General features: G+C 68.2%; 19 protein-coding genes. 10 read left to right on the top strand and 9 right to left on the bottom strand.

All coding sequences use genetic code 11. The features are described from left to right. Positions 1-45: 45 nt before the first annotated feature. Positions 46-1,110, bottom strand: a complete 1,065-nt coding sequence (locus V9K99_RS39650; RefSeq protein WP_337009780.1) for an LLM class flavin-dependent oxidoreductase — start codon at positions 1,108-1,110, stop codon at positions 46-48. A 221-nt stretch (positions 1,111-1,331) separates the two neighbouring features. On the opposite strand from V9K99_RS39650, the gene V9K99_RS39645 reads away from it, so the two are divergent. Continuing rightward, positions 1,332-1,841 carry an MmpS family transport accessory protein gene (locus tag V9K99_RS39645; RefSeq protein ID WP_337009778.1) on the top strand — a complete coding sequence of 170 codons (510 nt, stop codon included), beginning with the start codon at positions 1,332-1,334 and terminating at the stop codon, positions 1,839-1,841. Between the two features lie 57 nt (positions 1,842-1,898). Here the strand turns inward: V9K99_RS39645 and V9K99_RS39640 are convergent, their stop codons facing one another. Then, positions 1,899-3,560, bottom strand: coding sequence for a hypothetical protein (locus tag V9K99_RS39640; RefSeq protein WP_337009776.1), 1,662 nt, complete (start codon positions 3,558-3,560; stop codon positions 1,899-1,901). Between the two features lie 314 nt (positions 3,561-3,874). Further along, positions 3,875-5,299 (bottom strand): type I glutamate--ammonia ligase, encoded by a 1,425-nt coding sequence (gene glnA / locus V9K99_RS39635; RefSeq protein ID WP_337009775.1) that lies wholly within the window; start codon positions 5,297-5,299, stop codon positions 3,875-3,877. Between the two features lie 201 nt (positions 5,300-5,500). Here glnA and V9K99_RS39630 point away from each other — a divergent pair, with 201 nt between their 5' ends. Continuing rightward, positions 5,501-5,965, top strand: coding sequence for an RDD family protein (locus V9K99_RS39630; RefSeq protein ID WP_337009773.1), 465 nt, complete (start codon positions 5,501-5,503; stop codon positions 5,963-5,965). 15 nt (positions 5,966-5,980) lie between these two features. Here the strand turns inward: V9K99_RS39630 and V9K99_RS39625 are convergent, their stop codons facing one another. The 3 genes from V9K99_RS39625 to lipA all read right to left on the bottom strand — a co-directional run bounded on the left by V9K99_RS39625 (position 5,981) and on the right by lipA (position 9,095). Continuing rightward, on the bottom strand, positions 5,981-7,228 hold the full coding sequence (locus V9K99_RS39625; RefSeq protein WP_337009771.1) for a cyclopropane-fatty-acyl-phospholipid synthase family protein: 1,248 nt from the start codon (positions 7,226-7,228) through the stop codon (positions 5,981-5,983). Positions 7,229-7,424: 196 nt separating this feature from the next. After that, the gene (locus V9K99_RS39620) at positions 7,425-8,120 is read right to left on the bottom strand and encodes a DUF4191 domain-containing protein (protein WP_337009769.1); all 696 of its coding nucleotides are present in this window, start codon (positions 8,118-8,120) and stop codon (positions 7,425-7,427) included. A gap of 30 nt (positions 8,121-8,150) precedes the next feature. Then, a complete protein-coding gene (gene lipA / locus V9K99_RS39615) occupies positions 8,151-9,095 on the bottom strand; it encodes a lipoyl synthase (RefSeq protein ID WP_337009767.1) in 945 nt (314 codons plus the stop codon). A 57-nt stretch (positions 9,096-9,152) separates the two neighbouring features. Between lipA and V9K99_RS39610 the strand changes: the two genes are divergently transcribed. Then, positions 9,153-10,535, top strand: coding sequence for a sensor histidine kinase (locus V9K99_RS39610; protein WP_337009764.1), 1,383 nt, complete (start codon positions 9,153-9,155; stop codon positions 10,533-10,535). Between the two features lie 76 nt (positions 10,536-10,611). Then, entirely contained in the window at positions 10,612-11,286 is a 675-nt protein-coding gene (locus V9K99_RS39605; RefSeq protein ID WP_337009762.1) for a response regulator transcription factor, read from the top strand. Here the strand turns inward: V9K99_RS39605 and V9K99_RS39600 are convergent. Continuing rightward, entirely contained in the window at positions 11,244-12,395 is a 1,152-nt protein-coding gene (locus V9K99_RS39600) for a low temperature requirement protein A (protein WP_337009761.1), read from the bottom strand. The two genes, V9K99_RS39605 and V9K99_RS39600, sit on opposite strands and share 43 nt — an antisense overlap. Before the next feature lie 167 nt (positions 12,396-12,562). Between V9K99_RS39600 and V9K99_RS39595 the strand changes: the two genes are divergently transcribed. The 5 genes from V9K99_RS39595 to V9K99_RS39575 all read left to right on the top strand — a co-directional run bounded on the left by V9K99_RS39595 (position 12,563) and on the right by V9K99_RS39575 (position 17,034). Next, entirely contained in the window at positions 12,563-13,303 is a 741-nt protein-coding gene (locus tag V9K99_RS39595; RefSeq protein WP_337009759.1) for an SDR family oxidoreductase, read from the top strand. Further along, positions 13,288-13,494 (top strand): hypothetical protein, encoded by a 207-nt coding sequence (locus tag V9K99_RS39590; protein ID WP_337009757.1) that lies wholly within the window; start codon positions 13,288-13,290, stop codon positions 13,492-13,494. The genes V9K99_RS39595 and V9K99_RS39590 overlap by 16 nt, the downstream gene beginning before the upstream one ends. A 157-nt stretch (positions 13,495-13,651) precedes the next feature. Beyond that, positions 13,652-14,533 (top strand): ABC transporter ATP-binding protein, encoded by an 882-nt coding sequence (locus tag V9K99_RS39585; protein ID WP_337009755.1) that lies wholly within the window; start codon positions 13,652-13,654, stop codon positions 14,531-14,533. Beyond that, positions 14,530-15,693 carry an ABC transporter permease gene (locus tag V9K99_RS39580; protein ID WP_337009753.1) on the top strand — a complete coding sequence of 388 codons (1,164 nt, stop codon included), beginning with the start codon at positions 14,530-14,532 and terminating at the stop codon, positions 15,691-15,693. Before V9K99_RS39585 ends, V9K99_RS39580 begins: the two co-directional genes overlap by 4 nt. Positions 15,694-16,068: 375 nt before the next feature. Continuing rightward, positions 16,069-17,034, top strand: a complete 966-nt coding sequence (locus tag V9K99_RS39575; protein WP_337009751.1) for a LysR family transcriptional regulator — start codon at positions 16,069-16,071, stop codon at positions 17,032-17,034. Between the two features lie 3 nt (positions 17,035-17,037). Here the strand turns inward: V9K99_RS39575 and V9K99_RS39570 are convergent, their stop codons facing one another. Together V9K99_RS39570 and lipB are read right to left on the bottom strand one after the other, a co-directional pair. Further along, positions 17,038-18,396 carry a hypothetical protein gene (locus V9K99_RS39570; protein WP_337009749.1) on the bottom strand — a complete coding sequence of 453 codons (1,359 nt, stop codon included), beginning with the start codon at positions 18,394-18,396 and terminating at the stop codon, positions 17,038-17,040. A gap of 125 nt (positions 18,397-18,521) precedes the next feature. Beyond that, positions 18,522-19,235, bottom strand: a complete 714-nt coding sequence (gene lipB, locus V9K99_RS39565) for a lipoyl(octanoyl) transferase LipB (protein ID WP_337009747.1) — start codon at positions 19,233-19,235, stop codon at positions 18,522-18,524. Positions 19,236-19,367: 132 nt separating this feature from the next. Here lipB and V9K99_RS39560 point away from each other — a divergent pair, with 132 nt between their 5' ends. After that, a complete protein-coding gene (locus tag V9K99_RS39560) occupies positions 19,368-20,981 on the top strand; it encodes a protein kinase domain-containing protein (protein ID WP_337009745.1) in 1,614 nt (537 codons plus the stop codon). The last annotated feature ends 40 nt before the right edge of the window (positions 20,982-21,021 follow it).

Raw genomic sequence — 21,021 nt, 5'->3', positions numbered from 1 at the left:
CGCACGAGGTTCGTCCCAAGAGGCAGCACCCTACCGGCCGGAGGGTCAGGATTCGGTCCGCAGCAGTGGGAGGAGCTGGTCGCCGACGCGGATGATCTCTTCGCGGTACGGCGTGTCCGAGAGGACGAAGTGCGTGATGCCGAGGTCCTGGTACTTGCGGAGCGACTTCGCGACGTCGTCGGCCGAGCCGACGAGCCACGTCGTACCGGCGCCTCCGCCGCCGTACTTGCCGGGTGCGGTGTAGAGGTTGTCGTCGAGCACCTCGCCCCGCTCGGCCAGGTCCAGCAGCCGTTGCTGGCCGACCGCCTTGAACCACCGGCGATCACGGGACCCCTGCGCCTCGGCCATCCTCGCGACCTTCGCCTCCGCGTCGGCCCAGGCCTCCTCGGTGGTGTCGCGGACGAGCGTGGTGATGCGCAGCCCGAACTCGAGCGGCGCGTGCTCACGCCCCAACTCGGCCTCCAGTCGCCGCAGCGTGCTGATGCGTTCGGCGACCCCGTCCAGCGGCTCACCCCAGAACAGCTGCACATCCGCCTCGGTCGCCGCGACCCGCTGAGCGGCATCGGACGCACCACCGAAGTACAGCCGCGGGTGAAGCCTTCCCTCGCGTACGACGGGACGCGTCGCCACCGTGGACCCGGCGACCGAGAAGTACTCGCCCTGGTAGGTGACGTCCTCCTCGGTCCACAACCGCCGTACCAGCTGGAGGAACTGCTTCGTGCGGGCGTACCGCTGCGGCTGGTCGCCCTCGCTGTCGCCGTACGCCGCCAGGTTGTCCTGCCCGGACACGATGTTCACCAGCACGCGGCCGCCGGTCAGCTGGTCGAGCGTGCTCGCCGCCGACGCGAAGTGCGCCGGCCGCCAGTATCCGGGCCGGATCGCGATCAGTGGCTGGAAGGTCGTCGTACGCGCGGCCAACGCCGCAGCGACCGTGAACGTGTCCGGCCGCCCCCACCCCGTCCCCAGGAGAGCCCCACCCCACCCATGCTCCTCGGTCAACCGAGCCAGCTCCGTCAACCGCTCCAGACTGTTGTGTCCCTCGACCGCGTCATCTCCCCGATGCCCGGCCTCGACCTGATTCGGGATGTACCAGAGAAACTCGAGACTCATCAGCAAGACCCTTCCGGCGGAGGTACGCGACCAAAAGACTGTATTCCACCTGACTTACTAGACATGAGCCGTCTCAAGCCTTGACCGATGTAACGCTTCGTGACGGCAACCCGATGTAGCGGCAAGGGGGAGCGGGGGACTCACGGGGAAGTGTGCGACCTGCCGTGCGGACTACAGGTGCCGACGATCGCCCGAAGGTCACATGGAGGGGGAGTTCAGCTATGAACCAGTACTGGGAGCCGCCGCCGGGGCAGTACCCGCAGCAGCCGGCGCAGTTTCAGCCGCAGTTCCTGCCGCCGGCGCCGTATCAGCCGCAGCAACCGCCGAAGCAGTCGCACACCGTCCGGAACGTGTTCATCGTGCTCGGCGTGCTGACCTTCCTCGGCATCGGAGGGTGTACGGCCGTCGCCGTCCTGGTCGGCAACGAGGTGAACAAGCAGGCCAACGAAGTGCACACGGTCGTGTACAAGGTGACCGGCACGAGCAAGGCGGCCTCGGTCGTCTACTCCACGGACGGCGATACGGCGACGGCGCAGATCGCCTCCACGAAGCTGCCGTGGTCGAAGTCCGTGCAGATCAAGGGACTGTTCCCGATCTACCAGGTGATCGCCCAGAACGGCGCCGGCCAGAAGGGCACGGTGAGCTGCATGATCATGGTCGACGGCAAGGTCACCAAGACAGCCACCGCATCCGGTGCGGGCGCAATCGCCACCTGCGACTACATGCCCTGACCGGACGGGGCAGGCGGATCCACTGTGGTGGCTGATGGATCCGCCTGACTCGTTGTGTCAGCTGCAGCCGGGGAAGGCGAAGGATCCGATTCTTGTCTGCCAGCCGTTGTTGGATGAGTTGCGGTAGTACTGGTTGACGTACCAGAAGGTGCAGTCATCGACCGGGTCGACATTCATCGAGGTGTAGTCGCCCCAACGGTTGCTGACCAGCTGCGATCCGGTGCCGGCGATCATGCTCGCCTCGGCCTGCATCGTCCCGAGTGGGGCTGTGGCGAGGCGGCCGGTGAAGCGGACTCCGGGGAACACCTGTTGGCTGGAGACGCTGTAACCGAGCGCCATGTTGCCCTTCTCGTCCATCGCGACGCTGCCCATCCAGCGGTGCACCTTGTCCGCGGGGGAGTAGGTGCCCTGCTGGTGAACGCTCCAGCCGGAGCCGGTGTCGCGCAGCTCGTACCAGCGGGTGCCGGCGAGCTTCGGCTGGGCCTCGACGGATTGGTTGGTCACCATGGCCTGATGCGTGCCGAAGTTGCGGTAGGCCAGCCGCCAGATCGGTCGCTGCCGATACGACAGTACGTCGATGAGGTTCTTGGTTCCCGGCTGCGGGATACACGCGCGGGAGTTGCTGCCGCGGCACGGGAAGATCGAGTCGAACGGTGCCACCGGCAACGATCCGGTGAAGGTGAAGGTCGACGCGGCCGGCGTGGCCCAGTCGACGTGGAACTCGAACACATTCAGCGCATCGGACGGCGCCCCGTACTGCGCTCCGTCGTCCATCGAACCGACGAAGAAGTTGGGCGTGTCGGCGGGCGGCGGCTGGTTGCCGTCCAGGTCAGTCGGGAGCAGGCCGTCGCCCTGCAGCCAGGGCGTGGTCCCAGGCGGGTTCAGGAAGCTCACCACGGCCGCGTTCGGGTTGCCGGCGTACAACTGGTCCTTGTTCACGACGTAGGCGCCGTTGCCCGCGAAGTTGTCGTCCGGGTCGAACTCCCGGGTGCTGATGTACAGGCCGTCCGGCCAGACGCCGTACTTGGGGTAATCGGGGAAGTTCAGCCCGGTCGGCACGGCGTACCGGAAGTAGGCACCCAACGGGTCGGACGTCTGCGACACCGCGATGCAGTTCCAGTAGTTCGGTCCGAGGGCGGTGAACTGGGTGAGGATCCAGCGATCCGCGAACTGGTCGTGCAGCACGATCGGGTCGCCCGCGCTGTCCGAGCAATGCGGTACGGCGAAGCCCTGCCACAACGTACCGAGGTCAGCCGGCCCGAAGAGCTTCGTGCCGAACTTGTTGTAGATCGCGAAGCTGAGGTTGACCATCTCGACGTAGTGGTTCGGCCCCACGTCTCCGACGGGGTCGGGCGGTGACACCTGCTGGATGTTCGGCACCCCCTCGAAGGACTGGATCAGCGTCGGCGCCTCACCTGGAGCTGCGACGGTCTGTACGGCGGCATCGCCGGTGAAACCGGTGTCGCGCGGGACGGCGCCACGCTCGGTAGGCGCCTTGCCGGTCGTGCGTGGCGAGACCGCGGGGAGATCCCGCAACGGCTTCGTCCGGTCGAACGCGGCCACCTTCGACACCCTGGGTTTGGCATCACCCTGGCGTGCTGGCGGCTCGGCGGCGCCGGCGGCGCCGCTGACGAATAGTGCTGGTGCGACGAGTACCGCCACGCTGATGGCGACGGCAAGGCCTCGGCGGTGGCCGGAGATCGATGACACGCTGCGCATTGGGCTTCCTTCCGGTGCACGTGCGAGCGCGACCGGTCCCCACGCGACCCCCCCAAGTCAGTCGCACCCCGGGAGCGGCCACGGGTGCGTCGACGACGTACCACTCACCTCCGTAGCATCAGCGCTACGCCGGGTCAACAGCTGCGCCGGAACTCGTTGAGGTATGAGCAGAACGGCGTACCGGCAACTCTTGGGGTTCGGGCGGGGGATTTCGGCAGCCGGGAGTGGTTCCACCCGTTGGTGCGGTGGCCCGGATGGAAACGGCGAGAGCCGCACCCACTGGTGTGGGTGCGGCTCTCGGGGAGTTCGGGAACTCAGACGTCGTAGTAGAGCTCGAACTCGTGCGGGTGCGGGCGGAGCTGGATCGGGGCGATCTCCTGCTCGCGCTTCAGGTCGACCCAGGTCTCGATCAGGTCGGAGGTGAACACGTCACCCTCGAGCAGGAAGGCGTGGTCGGCCTCGAGCGAGTCGATCACGGCCGGCAGCGAGGTCGGCACCTGGGCGATACCGGCGTGCTCCTCCGGCGGCAGCTCGTACAGGTCCTTGTCGACCGGGTCGGCCGGCTCGATCTTGTTGCGGATACCGTCCAGGCCGGCCAGCAGCTGGGCCGAGAAGGCCAGGTACGGGTTGGCGGACGGGTCGGGGCAACGGAACTCGATCCGCTTCGCCTTCGGGTTCGACCCGGTGATCGGGATCCGGATGCAGGCGGACCGGTTGCGCTGCGAGTAGACCAGGTTGACCGGCGCCTCGAAGCCCGGGACCAGGCGGTGGTAGGAGTTCACCGTCGGGTTGGTGAAGGCCAGCAGCGACGGGGCGTGCTTGAGCAGGCCGCCGATGTACCAGCGGGCCACGTCGGACAGGCCGCCGTAGCCGGCCTCGTCGTAGAACAGCGCCTCGCCGTTGGAGAACAGCGACTGGTGGCAGTGCATACCCGAACCGTTGTCACCGAAGATCGGCTTCGGCATGAAGGTCGCGGTCTTGCCGGCCGCCCAGGCGGTGTTCTTGACGATGTACTTGAACTTCTGCAGGTTGTCCGCGGTCTTCAGCAGCTCGTCGAAGCGGAAGTTGATCTCCGCCTGGCCCGCGGTGCCGACCTCGTGGTGGGCGCGCTCGACCAGCAGGCCGGCCTTCTCCAGGTTCAGCGTGATGTCGTCGCGCAGGTCGCCGAAGTGGTCGGTCGGCGCGACCGGGAAGTAGCCGCCCTTGTAGCGGACCTTGTAGCCGCGGTTGCCGCCGTCCTCGACCCGGCCGGTGTTCCAGGCGCCGGCGACCGAGTCGATCGAGTAGTAGCCGGAGTTCGACTTGGTCTCGAACCGGACGTCGTCGAAGACGTAGAACTCGGCCTCGGGCGCGAAGAACGCGGTGTCCGCGATCCCGGTCGACTTCAGGTACTCCTGCGCCTTGCGGGCGATGTTGCGCGGGTCGCGGCTGTAGGCCTCGCCGGTCAGCGGGTCGTGCACGAAGAAGTTGATCGCCAGCGTCTTCGTCCCACGGAACGTGTCGAGGAAGGCGGTGGTCGGGTCGGGCAGCAGCTTCATGTCGGACTCGTGGATCTGCTGGAACCCGCGGACCGACGAACCGTCGAACATCAGGCCCTCTTCGAAGACCTCAGGGCCGAACGACGACACCGGGACGGTGAAGTGCTGCATGATGCCCGGCAGGTCAGAGAACCGGACATCGATGATTTCGATGCCCTCGTCCTTGACGTAGGCGAGCAGCTCCTCAGCGCTGGAAAACATACGTACTCCTCGGGGTGGCTCAGAGATTCATCTGAACGTAGGTCCTCCCGATTACTCGGTCGTGACCCTGATGTTTCGCGGATGTTACGCCCAGCGTGTCCGCGCTGACCCACTGGTGTACGGCGGCTACGCCCTGAGATCTCGGCGGGTCGCTGTGATCCACCTGACCGGGGCCGTGGCCGCTTCCGTAGGCTAGCCATCATGGCATCATCGGCAAAGCCCGGCACAGGACCCTCCGAAGAATTCCGGTTTCCGGGCAATCGGCTGGGGCTGCCCGAGGACGGTCCGGGCTCGGTCTCGGGCTGGGGCCGCCGGGTGCTCGCGCTGTTCCTGGACTGGGTGATCGCCGGCCTGGTCGCGTCCGCGATCACGTCCAAGCCGATGTGGGCCGGCGGCAGCGATTACAGCACCGCCCAGCTGGTCACCTTCTTCGCGATGACCGCGATCCTGACCGGCCTGGCCGGCAGCACGATCGGTCACCGGGTCTGCGGTATCCGGGTCATCGCGGTCCGCCCCGGCAGCGCCGGTTACACGACCCAGCCCGGCCTACTCGCAGGCGTGATCCGGTCTCTGCTGATCTGCCTGCTCATCCCCGCCGTCGTCTACGACCGCGACCGCCGAGGCCTGCACGACCGGGCAGCGAACACAGTCGTCGTACGCCGATAGAGCGTCGTACCGGGGTCAGCGCCTGGTGAGGCGGAGCTGGACGTCGTCGAGGTAGTTGGTGCGGAAGCCGGCCTCAGAGTACGCGAGGTAGAACTCCCACATCCGGCGGAAGGTGTGGTCGAAACCGAGGTCGCCGATGGCGTCCCAGCGATCGTTGAAGCGGTTGCGCCAGATCCGCAGCGTCCGGGCGTAGTCGGCGCCGAGGTGCCGGATCACGTCGACGCGTAGACCGGTGTGCTCGGCGGTGATGTCCTCGATCACCTTGATCGACGGGATCAGGCCGCCGGGGAAGATGTACTTCTGCACCCAGGTGAAGGTGTTCCGGGTGGCCAGCATCCGCTCGTGCGGCATCACGATCGCCTGCACCACGCCGACCCCGCCGGGCGCGAGTCGCCGCTCGATCGCGTCGAAGTACACCGGCCAGTACTTCTCGCCGACCGCCTCGATCATCTCCACACTCAGTACGGCGTCGAACTCGCCGATCTGGTCGCGGTAGTCGCGCAGCGCGACCTGTACCCGGTCGCTCACCCCGGCCTCGGCGATCTTGCGCTGCGCCAGCAACGCCTGCTGCGACGCGATCGTGATCGCGGTGACCCAGGCACCACGCTGGGCCGCGCGGATCGCGAGGCTCGCCCAGCCACAGCCGATGTCGAGCACCCGCGATCCGGACACCACCCCGGCCGCGTCGAGAATCGAGTCGAGCTTGTTCAGCTGCGCTTGGGTCAGTTCGTCGTACGACGCGGTCGCAAGGTCGGCCGTGGCAGCGTCACCGAAGTACGCGGCCGAGTAGGTCAGGGTCGGGTCGAGGAACTCGGAGAACATCGAGTTGCTCAGGTCGTAGTGGCGGCTGACGTTCTCCCGGGCGCCGGCCCGGTCGTTCTCCTGGTCGCCCGGCTGTGACCGGGTCACCAGCCAGCGCAGCGACTGGGCCCACTTCGGCAGCAGGTGCCGGGTCTCCTCGTTGCTGAACCGCTCGGCGAACGGGACCAGCAGGTCGGCCAGGTCGGTGCCCGGCTCGGGATCCCAGTCGCCGGCCAGGTACGCCTCGCCGAAGCCGGACCCGGCGTCCTGGCCGAGCCGGTCGAGGAAGGCGGCGCTCCGGTGCACCCGCATCGCCGGGCCGCCCAGGCCGTACGAGCGGTTGTTGTCCAGGTGGATCGTGGCCGGCAGATCCTTGGCGATCAGACGGATCGCGGCCATCGCGCCGGCCCGGCGGACCGGGTTCGACCGCGGCCGGGCCAGCGAGGGCCACGTGTCAGCCACCGGCTGGTGCACCCTCGGCAAAAGATCCGTCATAAACGTCTACCTCGTGTCTCGATCTGTCCTGGTCGCACCTTAAGGCCCGACCCCCACCCCACAGCGCGACACGAAGGCACACTCGTGCCACGTCACGACAGATCAACTGCTGAGCGCCCGCCGGGTTACCGGCGTCTCACCCAGAGAGAGGGCTCAGCGCCCCTCAGCGGCCCTTCATGGCCTGCCGGGCACCCTTGAGACTCGACGGGACCGGGCCCTTCGGCATCGGCACCTGCGGGCGGACGGCGTCCAGCGCCTTCAGCCGCTGCAGCAGGTCGGTGATCTCGGACGGCTGCAGCGCGGCCGGCAGCTTCATCACGTGCTTGGTCAGCTTGCGGATGTCGATCTCGTCCTCGCCCTGACCGGCGACGATCTGGATCACCGGCGCGCCCCCCGCGACCCGGGTGTGCTTCTTGCCTTCGGCCTGGAGCAGGTTCTTCACCCGGCTCGCCTGGCCCTCACCGACCAGCACGATGCCCGGCCGGCCGACCACCCGGTGCACGATGTCGGCATTCTTGGTGACCGCGACCGCGGGCGTCACGTTCCAGCCCCGGCGCAGCGTCTGCAGCGCGGACGCGGCCGCGCCGGCCTGGCCCTCGATCTGGCTGTACGCCGCCTTCTCCACCTTGCGGCCGAAGACGATGGTGGCGGCCAGGAAGCCGAGCGCGATACCCAGCGGCAGCCAGACCAGCAACGGCCCGACCAGGATGGCGAGCGCGACGAACACGGCGACGATGCCGAGGAAGATCCCGGCGAGCACCAGTCCGACCTTCGGGTCGGACTTCTTGGTCAGCTGGTACGCCGACCGGATCTGCTTGAGCCGGCTGGTCTTCTCGGCGGGCGCGTCGTTCTTGGCCATCTCTACCTTTGTCCGTGTTCCCTTGTGGTCCTACGCGGTCTGGTTCGCGGCGTTCATCCGCGACTCCACAGCCTGACGGTACAGCCGACCGGCCCGGTACGACGAACGCACGAGCGGCCCGGACATGACTCCGGCGAAGCCGATCTGCTCGGCCTCGTCGTTCAGTTCCACGAACTCCTCGGGCCGGACCCACCGCTCGACCGGGTGGTGCCGCACCGAGGGGCGCAGGTACTGGGTGATGGTGATGATCTCGCAGCCGGCGTCGTACAGGTCGCGGAGCGCCTGGCTGACCTCCTCGCGGGTCTCGCCCATGCCGAGGATCAGGTTTGACTTGGTCACCAGGCCGTAGTCGCGGGCCTGGGTGATCACGTTCAGGGAGCGCTCGTAGCGGAACCCGGGCCGGATCCGGCGGAAGATCCGCGGCACCGTCTCCACGTTGTGCGCGAACACCTCGGGCTTTGACGAGAACACCTCGGCCAGTTGCTCGGGTACGGCGTTGAAATCGGGCGCGAGCATCTCGACGCCGGTGCCCGGGTTGAGCTCGTGGATCTGGCGGATCGTCTCGGCGTACAGCCAGGCGCCGCCGTCGTCGAGGTCGTCGCGGGCCACGCCGGTCACGGTCGCGTAGCGCAGGCCCATGGTCCGGACCGACTCGGCGACCCGACGCGGCTCGTCGCGGTCCAGCGCCTCCGGCTTGCCGGTGTCGATCTGGCAGAAGTCACAGCGCCGGGTGCACTGGTCGCCACCGATCAGGAAGGTGGCCTCACGGTCCTCCCAGCATTCGAAGATGTTCGGGCAACCGGCTTCCTGGCACACCGTGTGCAGCTGTTCGGATTTCACCAGCTTCTGCAGTGCCTGGTATTCCGGGCCCATCTTCGCCCGGGTCTTGATCCACTCGGGTTTGCGCTCGATCGGGGTCTCCGCGTTGCGCACCTCGAGCCTGAGCAGTTTCCGTCCTTCTGGGGCGATCGTCACGCCCTCAAGGGTACGCGTCCCTCGGACAGCAGCGATCAGGCCTTAGGCTGATGGACTATGTCGACCACGGCCGAGTCCCCGCCGGAACGTCGTACCGGGGAGGAAACGGTGTCCGAACCTGGCACACCGCCGGCGACCGGGACGACCGTCCGGGGCTGGGTCAGGCCGGGACCGACGGCCAAGGAGCAGAAGTACGACGTCCTGCTCGGACTGGGCATGGCGGTCGTGGGCGTGATCGGCACCGAGCTGGCCCGCGGCGTGGCGCCGAACCAGGTCGATCTCGGCATCGGCGGCGTCGAGCCCTACGTGCTGAGCGCGGCCGTCGCGCTGCCGCTGTGCTTCCGGCGCCGCTGGCCGATCCCGGTACTGCTCGTGGTGTCCGTCCTGTTCGTCGTCAACGGCGAACGGGCGACCTTCTCCTTCGCCAGCAACCTGGTCACCCAGGCGACCCAGTTCATGGCGATCTACGCGGCGGTCGCCTGGGCGCGGGACCGGCGGCTGATGAAGGCCACTGTCGGCGTGGTCTTCATCGGGATGTTCAGCTGGCTCGTGATCGGGTTCATCCGGGCCTTGCGGAACGACGAGATGCAAGGCCCGAACGACGGCGTGCTGTCGCCGTACATCTCCGGCGTCGTGCTGACGCTCGCGCTCAACGTGCTCTACTTCTTCGGCGCCTACTTCTGGGGACGTACGGCGTGGGGGACCGCACGGCAGCGGTACGAGTTGGAGCAGCAGGCGATCGAGCTCGCCGCTCAGCAGCAGGCCAACGCGCGGCGCGCGGTGATCGACGAGCGGCTCCGGATCTCGCGTGAGCTGCACGACGTCGTGGCGCACCACATCAGCAGCATCGGCGTCCAGGCCGGCGGTGCCCGCCGAGTGATGGAGACCGACCCGGAGGCCGCCAAGAACGCGCTCAGCGTGATCGAGGACTCGAGCCGCACCGCGGTGAACGAGATGCGCCAGCTCCTCGGCATGCTCCGCGCGGCCGATCCCGACCTCGACCTCGAGTCCCCGGCCGGCAAGGCCCCGCAAGCCGGCGCCGACCGGCTGCCCGCGCTCATCGCGGACGTGAACGGTGAGGGCCTGTCGGTCGGGTTCCACCAGATCGGCCACCCGGTCCAGCTGCCGGAGACAGTCTCGGTCTCGGTCTACCGGATCGCCCAGGAGGCGTTGACCAACGTACGACGGCACTCGACCGCCCGTAGCGCACACATCACACTGCGCTATCTCGGTGAGTCGGTCGAGCTCGAGGTGATCGACGACGGCCGGCCGAAGCACGCGCCGGTCGGGAGCCGGCTCGGCCACGTCGGGATCCGTGAGAGGGTCGGTCTCCTCGGCGGCGAGACCGAGATCGGCCCTCGCCCGGTCGGCGGCTTCCGGGTCCGCGTCCGGATCCCGCTCGACCCGCAGAACCGCCCCTTGACCGGAGGAGACAAGTGAACGAGCGCAGCGAGTTCACCATCAAGCGCAGTCTGACTTGTGCCTCATCGGCGCCCGGAGCGAAGCGAGGACGTCGATGAGTGGGACCGCCCCGATGCGCGTGCTGTTGGTGGACGACCAGGATCTGGTCCGGGCCGGGTTCCGGATGATCCTGTCGGTCGAGCCGGACATCGAGGTGGTCGGTGAGGCATCGGACGGTGAGAAGGCGATCGAACTCGCTCTCGCGCTGCGGCCGGACGTCGTACTGATGGATGTCCAGATGCCCGGGATGGACGGGATCACCGCGACCCAGCGGATCGTCGCGGCGGACGCCGGCAAGGTCGTCATCCTGACCACGTTCGACCGGGACGACTACCTGTTCGAGTCACTCGGCGCCGGGGCCAGCGGGTTCCTGCTGAAGAACACGGCGCCGGAGGACCTGGTCGACGCGATCCAAGTGGTGCACCACGGTCACGCCCTGCTCGCCCCTGAGGTGACCAGGCGTGTCATCAAGCGGTTCACCGGTGGCGGCGAGCGCGTCTATCGCCCCGACCTGCTCGAGGAACTGACCGACCGCGAACGCGAGGTCCTCGGCCTGATCGCCCGCGGCCTCACCAACACCGAGATCGCCAACCAGCTGTACGTCGGCGAAGCCACCGTCAAGACCCACGTCTCCCGGGTGCTGCTCAAGCTCGGCCTGCGAGACCGAGTCCAGGCCGTCGTCTTCGCCTACGAATGCGGCCTGGTGACCCCGGGCGACGACGCCAGCTGATTCCCGCGGGCGAGCACGACGGCGACGATCAGTACGGCGACGCCCGCGACTGCCGCGACGACAGCGACCGGCGGAAGTACCAACGGCAACAGCAGCACGAGCGCGACGCTGCCCAGGATCATGGCCGGCTTGGTGACCGGCGGCTCGAGGATCGGCGCGTGCACCAGCCAGAGCATGAGCAGGAACACCGCGACCGGGATCGCGACCGCATAGCCGACGGCCGTCGAGGTTGTGTGATGGGCGGCCTCCTCGACGGCGACCTCGAGCCCGGCGCCGACGGCGGCCAGGGCGGCGAAGAGGAGGTAATGACCGTAGCCCCACCGATACGAGTAGGCCCGGCGCTCGCTCAGGCCGTCGCCGGCGGGGTGCAGGAAGTACAGCCACCAGAGTGCGAAGAGCAGGACCAGTCCGGCGCCGGACACCAGGATGAAGGCGCTGCCGACCTCACCGTCGGCGATGGCTTTCTGGACGCCTCGGCTGGCGGCGAGCACGCTCTCACCGAGCAGGATGATCACGAACAGGCCGTACCGCTCGGCGATGTGATGCGGATGCCAGTTCGTGTGCCGGACTCGCTCGGCCCACAGCGGTACTGCGAGCTCCAGCACGACCAGTACGACGAACAACGGCAGGGCCAGGTCGGCGAGGAATACCGCTAGCAGCCACCCAACCTGGAGGATCGCGATCCCACTGGCGTAGCGAAGCGCCGTACGACGACGGTCCGGGTCTTCGTAGGCGGCGCGTAGCCACTGCCCGACCAGACCGATCCGCATGATCAGGTACCCGAACAGAACGGCCCTGTAGTCGGACTCGGCCGCCGCAGCGGGGACTCCGGCGGCCAAGACCAGCACACCGGCCATCTGGACCATCGTGAGCAGCCGGTACGGGACGTCGTCGGTGTCGTACGACGAGGCGAACCAGGTGAAGTTCATCCAGGCCCACCAGATCGCGAACAACACCTGCAGGAACTCGACCACGCCGGGGTGACCGTCGGCGATGCTGTGCGCGAGCTCGGCCGTCACCGCGGCGACCGCCACCACGAAGGTGAGGTCGAACAGCAGTTCCAGCGGGCTCGCGGTCCGGTGCGGCTCGTCGATCGGCCGGGCCGTCATCCGGATCCTGAAGCGGCTAGTGGGCAACGTTCCTTGTCCTCCCGGTCGTGCGGTCTCCAGCCAAGACAGCGCAGCCCCGCGATTTGTGACGGTCACAAGACCGGGGGCTGTCCTGTCTTAGCTGGCGACGGGTCGCCAGTGGGGTGCCCGGGGACAGGAGAGTGGCTGTGAAGATCGTGGTGATCGGTGGCACGGGGCTGATCGGTTCGAAGCTGGTACGGCGGTTCGAGGCGCACGGACACGAGGTCGTCGCGGCGTCGCCGAACACCGGGGTGAACACCCTCACCGGCGAGGGCCTGGCCGAGGCGGTGGCGGGCGCCTCGGTGGTGGTCGACGTATCGAACTCGCCGTCGTTCGAGCCGCAGGCGGTGATGGACTTCTTCACCACGTCCACCTCGAACCAGCTCGCCGCGGAGAAGGAGGCCGGGGTCGGACACCACGTCGCGGTGTCGATCGTGGGCACCGAGCGGATGCCGGACAACGGCTACTTCGCGGCCAAGATCGCCCAGGAGAACCTGATCAAGGAGTCCGGGGTCCCGTTCTCGCTGGTGCACGCGACCCAGTTCTTCGAGTTCGTCAAGGCCATCGCGGACACTTCGGCCCAGGCGGACGGGGTGCACGTCGCGCCGGTGGCCTGGCAGCCGATGGCCGGTGACGACGTCGCCGACCAGGTCGCCAAGGTCGCGGTCGGCGAGCCGCTGAACGGCCGCAAGGACATCGCCGGGCCGGACCGTTACCGGATGGACGAGTTCTTCCGGAAGGCACTCGCCGAGCTCGGCGACCCGCGCCAGGTGATCACCGACCCGAAGGCGACCTACTTCGGCTCCGAACTGGTCGAGGACTCGCTGGTCCCGACCGGCGAGGCCACCCTCGGCCGGATCCACTACGGCGAGTGGAACCCGTCGTGAGCGGCGACTTCCTGCATGAGCTCGAGACCGAGGTCGAGGCCGATCTGACCATGGTCCAGTCCAGTCACGCCGTACTGCCGGCGAGCGAGTGGACCGAGGATCCGGCCGACGTCGAGCGGGAGGAGATCGGACTGCGCAGCCTGCTCGGCGCGGTCGAAGCGATGGAAGGTGACTCCGACACCTTGAAATAGCCAGGCCAGGCCCTCAGGTGGTGACCAGGTCCGCCGCACGGATGACCTGCGTGATCACCCTGGGGGCCGACGTCTGAGTGGGCACCGTTTCACTAACTTTGAAAGCGGTTAGGCGTGGGCCTGGCCGAGGGGGCCGAGGTGAATGGAACGGTGACGGATGCTGAGCGTGGCTGGATTGACCCGGCGGTTCGGGGAACAGCTGGCGCTGGACGACGTGAGTTTCGACGTCGTACCGGGACGGATGACCGGGTTCGTCGGAGCCAACGGCGCCGGTAAGACGACGGCGATGCGGATCATCCTCGGCGTCCTCGCCGCGACCGCGGGCGAGGTGCGCTGGAACGACGGGCCGCTGACCCAGGCGACCCGGCGTGACTTCGGTTACATGCCGGAGGAGCGCGGGCTGTACCCGAAGATGAAGATCCGCGACCAACTGGTGTTCTTCGGCCGGCTGCACGGGCTCGACCCGATCCGGGCGGGCGAGCGCGTCGACAAACTGCTCGAGCGACTCGGGCTCGGTGAGCGGGCGACCGACGTACTGGAGACGCTGTCGCTCGGCAACCAGCAGCGGGTGCAGATCGCGGCGGCGCTGGTGCACGAGCCGATCGCGCTGGTCCTGGACGAGCCGTTCAGCGGTCTCGACCCGCTCGCGGTCGACGCGATGGTCGACCTGCTCCGCGAAGAGGTGACGACCGAGGTTCCGGTGCTGTTCTCCAGCCACCAGCTCGACCTGGTCGAGCGGCTCTGCGACGACCTCGTCGTACTGTCCCGCGGCAAGGTCGTTGCCGCCGGCCCCGTTGCCGACCTGGCCGCCGGGCCGTCCCTGACCTACAAGCTGGTGGTCGACGGCGACGCGGGCTGGTTGCGCGACGTGCGCGGCATCGAGGTGCGCGACGTCGCCGGCGGTACGGCGCTCTTCGACGTCGAGGACGAAGCGGTGGCGCAGCAGGTGCTCCAGCAGTCGATCACCCGTGGGCCGGTCCTCGAGTTCGGTCCCGAACGAGTGGCACTGAGCGACGTCTTCCGGGAGGCGACCCGATGAACGACCGTACTCTCGACCGTCCCTGGATGCTGATCGCAGAGCGCGAGATCACCACCAAGCTGCGGGACAAGACGTTCCTCGTCTCGACCGCGGTGATGCTCGTCCTGGTCCTGGCCGCGGTGATCATCCCGGCGCTGCTCGCGGGGAACGGCGGCCCCGACAAGGTCGCCGTGATCGACGACGCCGGGGCTCAGGTGGTCCAGCAGGCGAAGAGCGACGACGGCTTCGAGGTCACCCGCGCGGCCGATCGCCCGGCGGCCGAGAAACTCGTCACCGCTGGCGACGTCAAGGCGGCGCTACTGCCCGGCACCGACGGGTACGTCGTCCTCGGCAAGGACCGGGTCGACTCCGGACTGGAGCGCGCACTGCGCGAAGCCGCGGCCAACCTCGGGATGGAGCAGAACGCGGCGCGCGCCGGTCTCACGCCTGAGCAGCTTCGCGCTGGCACGCAGGTCCAGCTGGAGCTGCTGAAGCCGGGACCGTTGCCGGATGTCGTGGCCGACTTCGTCAACATCGGGCTCGCGCTGGTGTTCTACATGACCGCGCTCGGCTTCGGCATGATGATCGCGCAGAGCGTCGTCCAGGAGAAGGAGAGCCGGGTCGTCGAGATCCTGGCCGCCGCCGTACCGATCCGGGCACTGCTGTGGGGCAAGGTGCTCGGCAACACCGCGCTCGCGCTCTCGCAGATCGTGGTGATCGCGGGGGCGTCGGTGATCGGCCTGGTCGCGACCGACCAGCTCGACATCCTGCAGGTGGTCGCGCCGGTGGCCGGCTGGTTCGTGGTGCTCTTCGTCCTCGGGTTCGTCGCGCTCGCCGGGCTGTGGGCGGTGGCCGGATCGCTGGCCACCCGGCAGGAGGATCTCGGGTCGACCACGCTGCCCGGCCAGATGATCCTGATGATCCCGTTCTTCTTCTCGGTGTTCGCCGGGTCGTCCGCCAAGACGATCGCGTCGTTCGTGCCGGTCGCGTCGTCGATGGCGATGCCGGGGCGGATGCTTACCGAAAAGGTGCCGATCTGGCAGCCGCTGCTGGCGATCGCGATCCTGCTCGCCGCGACCGTGCTGATCGTCCGCCTCGGCGCCCGCCTCTACGAGCGCACGCTGCTCCAGACCGGCCGCCGCCTCGGCTACCGAGAGGCATTGGCCCTCGAGGCTGGGTGATTCATCGTCACAGCCCGGTCGAGCGTTACAGGATTCGGCCGGGCTGTGACGAAACCGCAATGTGCAATACCTGTGTGCTGTGCGTTGATCTGGACTACGGTCTCAACGCTTGACGTCCTCCCACCGCCTGAGGGCAGGGGATTCCAACCCTTGCGGGTTGAGGTTCGCGGTTCACAGCCGTGCCTTACTGCGCAAGAAGGCTCCCCGCGCTGCCACGGCCCGCCCGGCCGCGGTTGTTGCTGGTCCTGCAAGTTGCCGGTTGCTTGGCTATCGCAACCGGTGAAGACGCTACCCGACCCAACCGACAGAATCTGAAGGGAGGGAGATGGCGTTCCTCGCCGCCCTCAACAGTGGGGCTTCCACGCCATCCAACGCATGAACGTCGAGCTGCGCCATCTGCGGGTGGTGGTCCTGGTGGCTGAAGCGGGGTCCGTGGGACGGGCCGCCCGCTGGCTCAAGGTCAGCCAGCCGAGCCTGACCGCCCAGCTCAAGCGGATCGAGGCCGCGTTCGGCGGTGAGCTGTTCGAACGCTCCCGCACCGGCGTCACCCCGACCGCACTCGGCCGTTACGCCGTCGATCGCGCCCGGGCGATCCTGGTCGACGTCGATCACCTGTCGGCGACCGTGTCCGCGATGACCGCGGTCGAGTCCAGCGCCGTACGGCTCGGTGGATTCCCGACCGCGCCGATGTCCGGGATCGCTTCGCGGCTGCGCGAGCACGGTGAGATCGAGCAGGTGAGCATCGAGGTCGAGTGGTCCACCAGCGTGCTGCTGCAGCAGCTGGAGAGCGGCCGGCTCGATTTCGCGCTGTTGCGGGAGTTCCCCGGGTTCGAGCTGCGGCTGCCGGGCGGGGTCGAGTTCTGCACGGTCGTCGAGTCCGAATCGGCGTACGTCGTGATGGCCGCCGACCACCCGTTGGCAATCGCGTCGCGGCATCGCGGTGAGATCGAGCTGTCCGCGTTGTCGGCGGAGGAGTGGATCGGGGAGCCGCCGGACGACAGCGGGTTCCACGTCCTGTTCCGGGCCGCGTGCGAGCAGGCCGGGTTCCAGCCGAAGGTGGAGCACCACTCGGTGGACACCTCGGTGCTGATGGGGTTCGTGACCAGCGGTCAGGGCGTTGCGCTGATCTCACCGACGTCGTACCGGATGCTCTCCAGCGACGTCACCACCCGCACGCTGGTCGGCGACCCGATCCACCGGAAGCTGATGCTGGCCTGGAGTACCGAGTCGCCGCGGGCGCAGATGGCCTCGGACGTGCTGCAGATGGCGACCGCGGCGTACGACGAAGCCTTCGCCGAGCACGCCCGCCGCGATCAGGTCCAGCGCATGCACGTCGCGTGAGGCTCAAGCTCCAGCCGGCCGGATGCTCACCTGGTTCGGGTTCTCGAACGCACTGATGAAGAACTCCCCGGTGTCCTCCGGGTCCTCCATCCGCTCCCGATACTGCTGCCCCATCTGCTCCTGAGTCACAGGCGCCGCCGCCTTCGTGGGTGCAGCCTGCTCCTTGGCCTCCACCACTGGTGCAGCCTGGTCCTTGGAGTACGTCACCGGCGCAGCCACCATGGCCTGCTGACCACCGTCAGCGTCCTTCTTCTCCTGCCGAGGCTCGTCCGGCTTCTCAGCCACCACAGTCGGCTGCTCGGTCTCCACCGGAGCCGCGGCCGCAGGCTCAACGGGTGCTGCCACGGTCGGCTGCTCATCCGCCGCGACCGGCGCGGCAACTGTCGGCTGGTCCGCCCCAACGGGTGCGACAACGGTCTGCTCGTCATCGGGCTCGGCGGTTGGCTGCCCGGCCGTCGCGACGGGTGCAGCGACGGTCTGCTCGTCATCCGGCTTGGCGGTCGGCTGCTCTTGCGGCGTCGGCTTCTGCTCTGCCGCGACGGTCGGCTGCTCTTCGGCGGCGGGCTGTGGGGGAGCGGTCTGCGCCTGCACGGTCTCGTCGGTCTCGACCGGTACCTGTGTCGTCTCGTCGCGGTCGGTCGGCACCAGCACGGTGTCGTCGCTGTAGTCGTTGCCCTGGGCATCGTCGTCGGCTGCGTCGGGACCCGGGAACTGTGCGGTCTGTTCCGGCGCCGAGACCGGGAACTGCGAGGTCTGCTCGTCCGCCTGACTCCGCGGCCGGACCGGCTCCGGGTCCTCGTCGAACAGATCGTCGTACCGGTTGCTGTTCCCGAACGAACCGGCGTACCCGCCGCCCTCGGCCGGATAGGTGCTCCCGGCAACCGGGTAGAGCGCGGCCGCCTCGGCCTCCTGCTGCGCCTGCGCGGCTTCCTGCTCGCGCTGCAGCCGCTCGGCCTCCGCGCGCTCGCGCCGCCGGCGCTGCACACTCTGCACGATGAGCTGGATCGCGTAGACCAGCGAGATCACCGTGAGGATCGGTACGACGCCGTTCAGCGTGTACTGCTTGGACCCCTCGATCATCCCGGTGGTCACCCCGGGCACGTCGTTGAGGAAGTTCGTGGTCCGGTTCGGGATCCAAAGCCAGCAGTAGATCAGCGTGCCGAACGCGGCGAACGCACCGAGCGCACCGGCACCGGAGAAGTACGACACCACGGTCCAGAAGATCAGCGCGCCGATGCCGAAGGCAAGCGCCATCCCCTTCGCATTGAGCTCGATACCCCCCGGGGCAGCGAGAACTCCGAACACCGCCGGCCCGGCCAGCGCGACGGCTACCCCGAGCAAGAACCCAAGAAATTTGGACACAACCCCAAGGTAGCGACGTTTTGGCGTCACACCCCGCAGACACTTCGCAACCCGTCAGAAGGCGCGGAGGGCGCCCACAGGCAAACGCTTCCTGGCCGAACCCCTCCTGGCAGGGCAGCAACGTCTCAGACGGTCAGCCCGTAAGTAATCGCCGTCGGCTCTTCCTCGTGGCCGATGTCCGGAGTCCGCTCGTACTCGTCCCAGGCCAGCATCCGGTCGACATGCCGCCGTACCGGCTCGAGCACTTCCGTCACCGGCACGTCCCGCCCGAGTTCCTTGGAGAGCGTGGTCACATCGGCGTCCGAGATGCCACACGGCACGATCCGGTCGAACCAGCCCAGGTCGTTGTCGCAGTTCAGCGCGAACCCGTGCATCGTCACGCCCTGGGCGACCCGGATCCCGATCGCCGCGATCTTCCGCTCCCGGCCGCGATCGTCCGACGCCACCCAGACCCCGCTGCGCCCCTTGACCCGCCCGGTCTTCACGCCGAGCTCGGCGCAGACCGCGATCAGCGCTTCCTCCAGCCGCCGTACGTAGTCGACCACGTACACATGTGAGGCGAGTTTCACGATCGGGTAGCCCACCAGCTGGCCCGGACCGTGCCAGGTGATCTTCCCGCCGCGGTCGACGTCCACCACCGGCGTCCCGTCGACCGGCCGCTCGTGCGGCTCGGTCCGCTTGCCTGCCGTGTACACCGGTGGGTGCTCGAGCAGGATGACCGTGTCCGCACCGGTGCCCTCGGCAACTTCAGCGTGCAGGCGCCGCTGCTCGGCCCACGCGGTCTCGTAGTCCACCGCGCCGGCACCGAACCCGGCCTCCACATACCTGATGTCCCTCACGCCCCCGAGTGTATGCGGCCCTTCGACCCGTCGTACGCCGCCGTCCACAGCCCACCGTCGTACGCCGGTCGCACGCGGCGGCCTGTGGATAACTTCGGGGGCGGTGGTCGCGATTCGTGCACTCTCTAGGGCATGGCACTCGAAGACATCGCCGGCTACAGCCTGCGCCGGAAGCTCGGGTCCGGATCGGCCGGCACTGTCTGGCTCGTTCGCGACCGCGCTTCCGGCCGCAACGCCGTGCTCAAACGCGTCCCGACCACAGCGATCTCACACCCGGAGGAGCTCCGTGAGGACCTCACCATCCTGCAACGCATCGACCACCCCCACCTCGCACACCTCCAGGTGGTCCGCGAGACTGGCACCGAGTGGCTCCTGTTCAGCCAGTACGTCGTCGCCGGCACGCTGACCGCATTACTCAGTCGCCGCGGACCGTTGACCGCAGGCGAACTCGTCACGCTCCTGAGCCCACTCGCCGAAGCCCTCGATCACCTCCACCGCACCGGCCTCGCCCACGGCCGGGTCACTCCCGCCAACATCATGTTCGACGCGGATGGGCGGCCCGTCCTCACCGACGCGGTGCTCCACATCCACGAGCGCCCCACCACACCTACTGACGATCTGACCGCCCTGGCCGCCGTCGCCCACCAGTCAGGCGGCGACCCCACCGTCTTCACCCCTGACCTCTTCGCCACGACCGACCCTCACGAGCTGCTGGCTCTCACGACCCCTATCCCCATCGACCTCGCCTTCACCAAAGGCACAGGTGGCGACCCAACGAGCAGCGGGTCGACCTCCACGACCCCACCCCGCCCGCGCCCAACCACAAAGCCGCCAACTACAGACGATCCGATCGAACGCGCCCGCGTGCCCCTGACCCCACTCCCAACAACACCGTCGACCGCAGCCACCCCTCAACCCACCCCGCCCCAACCACCCTCGCCCAAGCCACCTCGCGCAACCACCAAACGCAAACGCCGCAAGTCCTTCCTGCCCAAAGTCACCCGCCGGACTCCCACGCCCATCAACCCCCTGACGCGCCTCACCTCAGGCACCTCCGTCAGCTCTGGCTCGCAGGCCGCCGCCACGCCGCCGGGCAGGCCGTCGCGGCGCCGTCGTCGTCCGTGGCACCGAAGGAACGCGCGCTGGAAGCGGTCGATGCGCCCAGCTCACCCGGCGTACGGCGTGCTGGCCGCTGTCGGATTCGGGGCGGTGGTCGTGCTCATCCTCGGGCTGCTGACAGTCGGTGTCCTCGACAACCCAGCTGGAACAGCGGCAGCCGCCGACCGCACCGAACCATCACAATCTCCAACCCCACAACGCCCGACCGCGTCAAAGCAGCCGGCACGTGTGGACACGGGGGAGTGGACGCGAACGCTACAAGCTCTCGACACCCAACGCGCACAAGCGTTCTGGACACTCGATCTCGCCCTGCTCGACACCATCTACGTGCCCGGCTCCGAGCCCTGGACAGCCGATCGAGCCCTCCTGACGACCTACCGCAAACACCAGATCCGTGTCCGCGGCCTCAAGATCCGCATCGACAAAACCACCGTTGAAAGCCAAACCCAGTCAACCGTCGTCCTCAGAACAGTCGACCACCTGACAGCAGGCCAAGCCATGGACCCCACCGGCACCACAACCCGCCTCCCACCCGCCACCCCCACAACCCGCCGAATCACCCTCACCAAATCCCATCCACGCCCAACCACCACCCCTTGGCGAATAGCCTCCATAACCACCGCCTGACAGCCGGATGTGCGCTTGACGTGCCAACCCGTGGAGCGCT

This window comes from Kribbella sp. CCNWLW201, from assembly GCF_037203805.1.
In the GTDB taxonomy this organism is placed as follows: Bacteria; Actinomycetota; Actinomycetes; order Propionibacteriales; family Kribbellaceae; genus Kribbella.
Note: the sequence above shows the minus strand (reverse complement) of the source record. Positions and strands in the feature narration are given on the sequence as shown.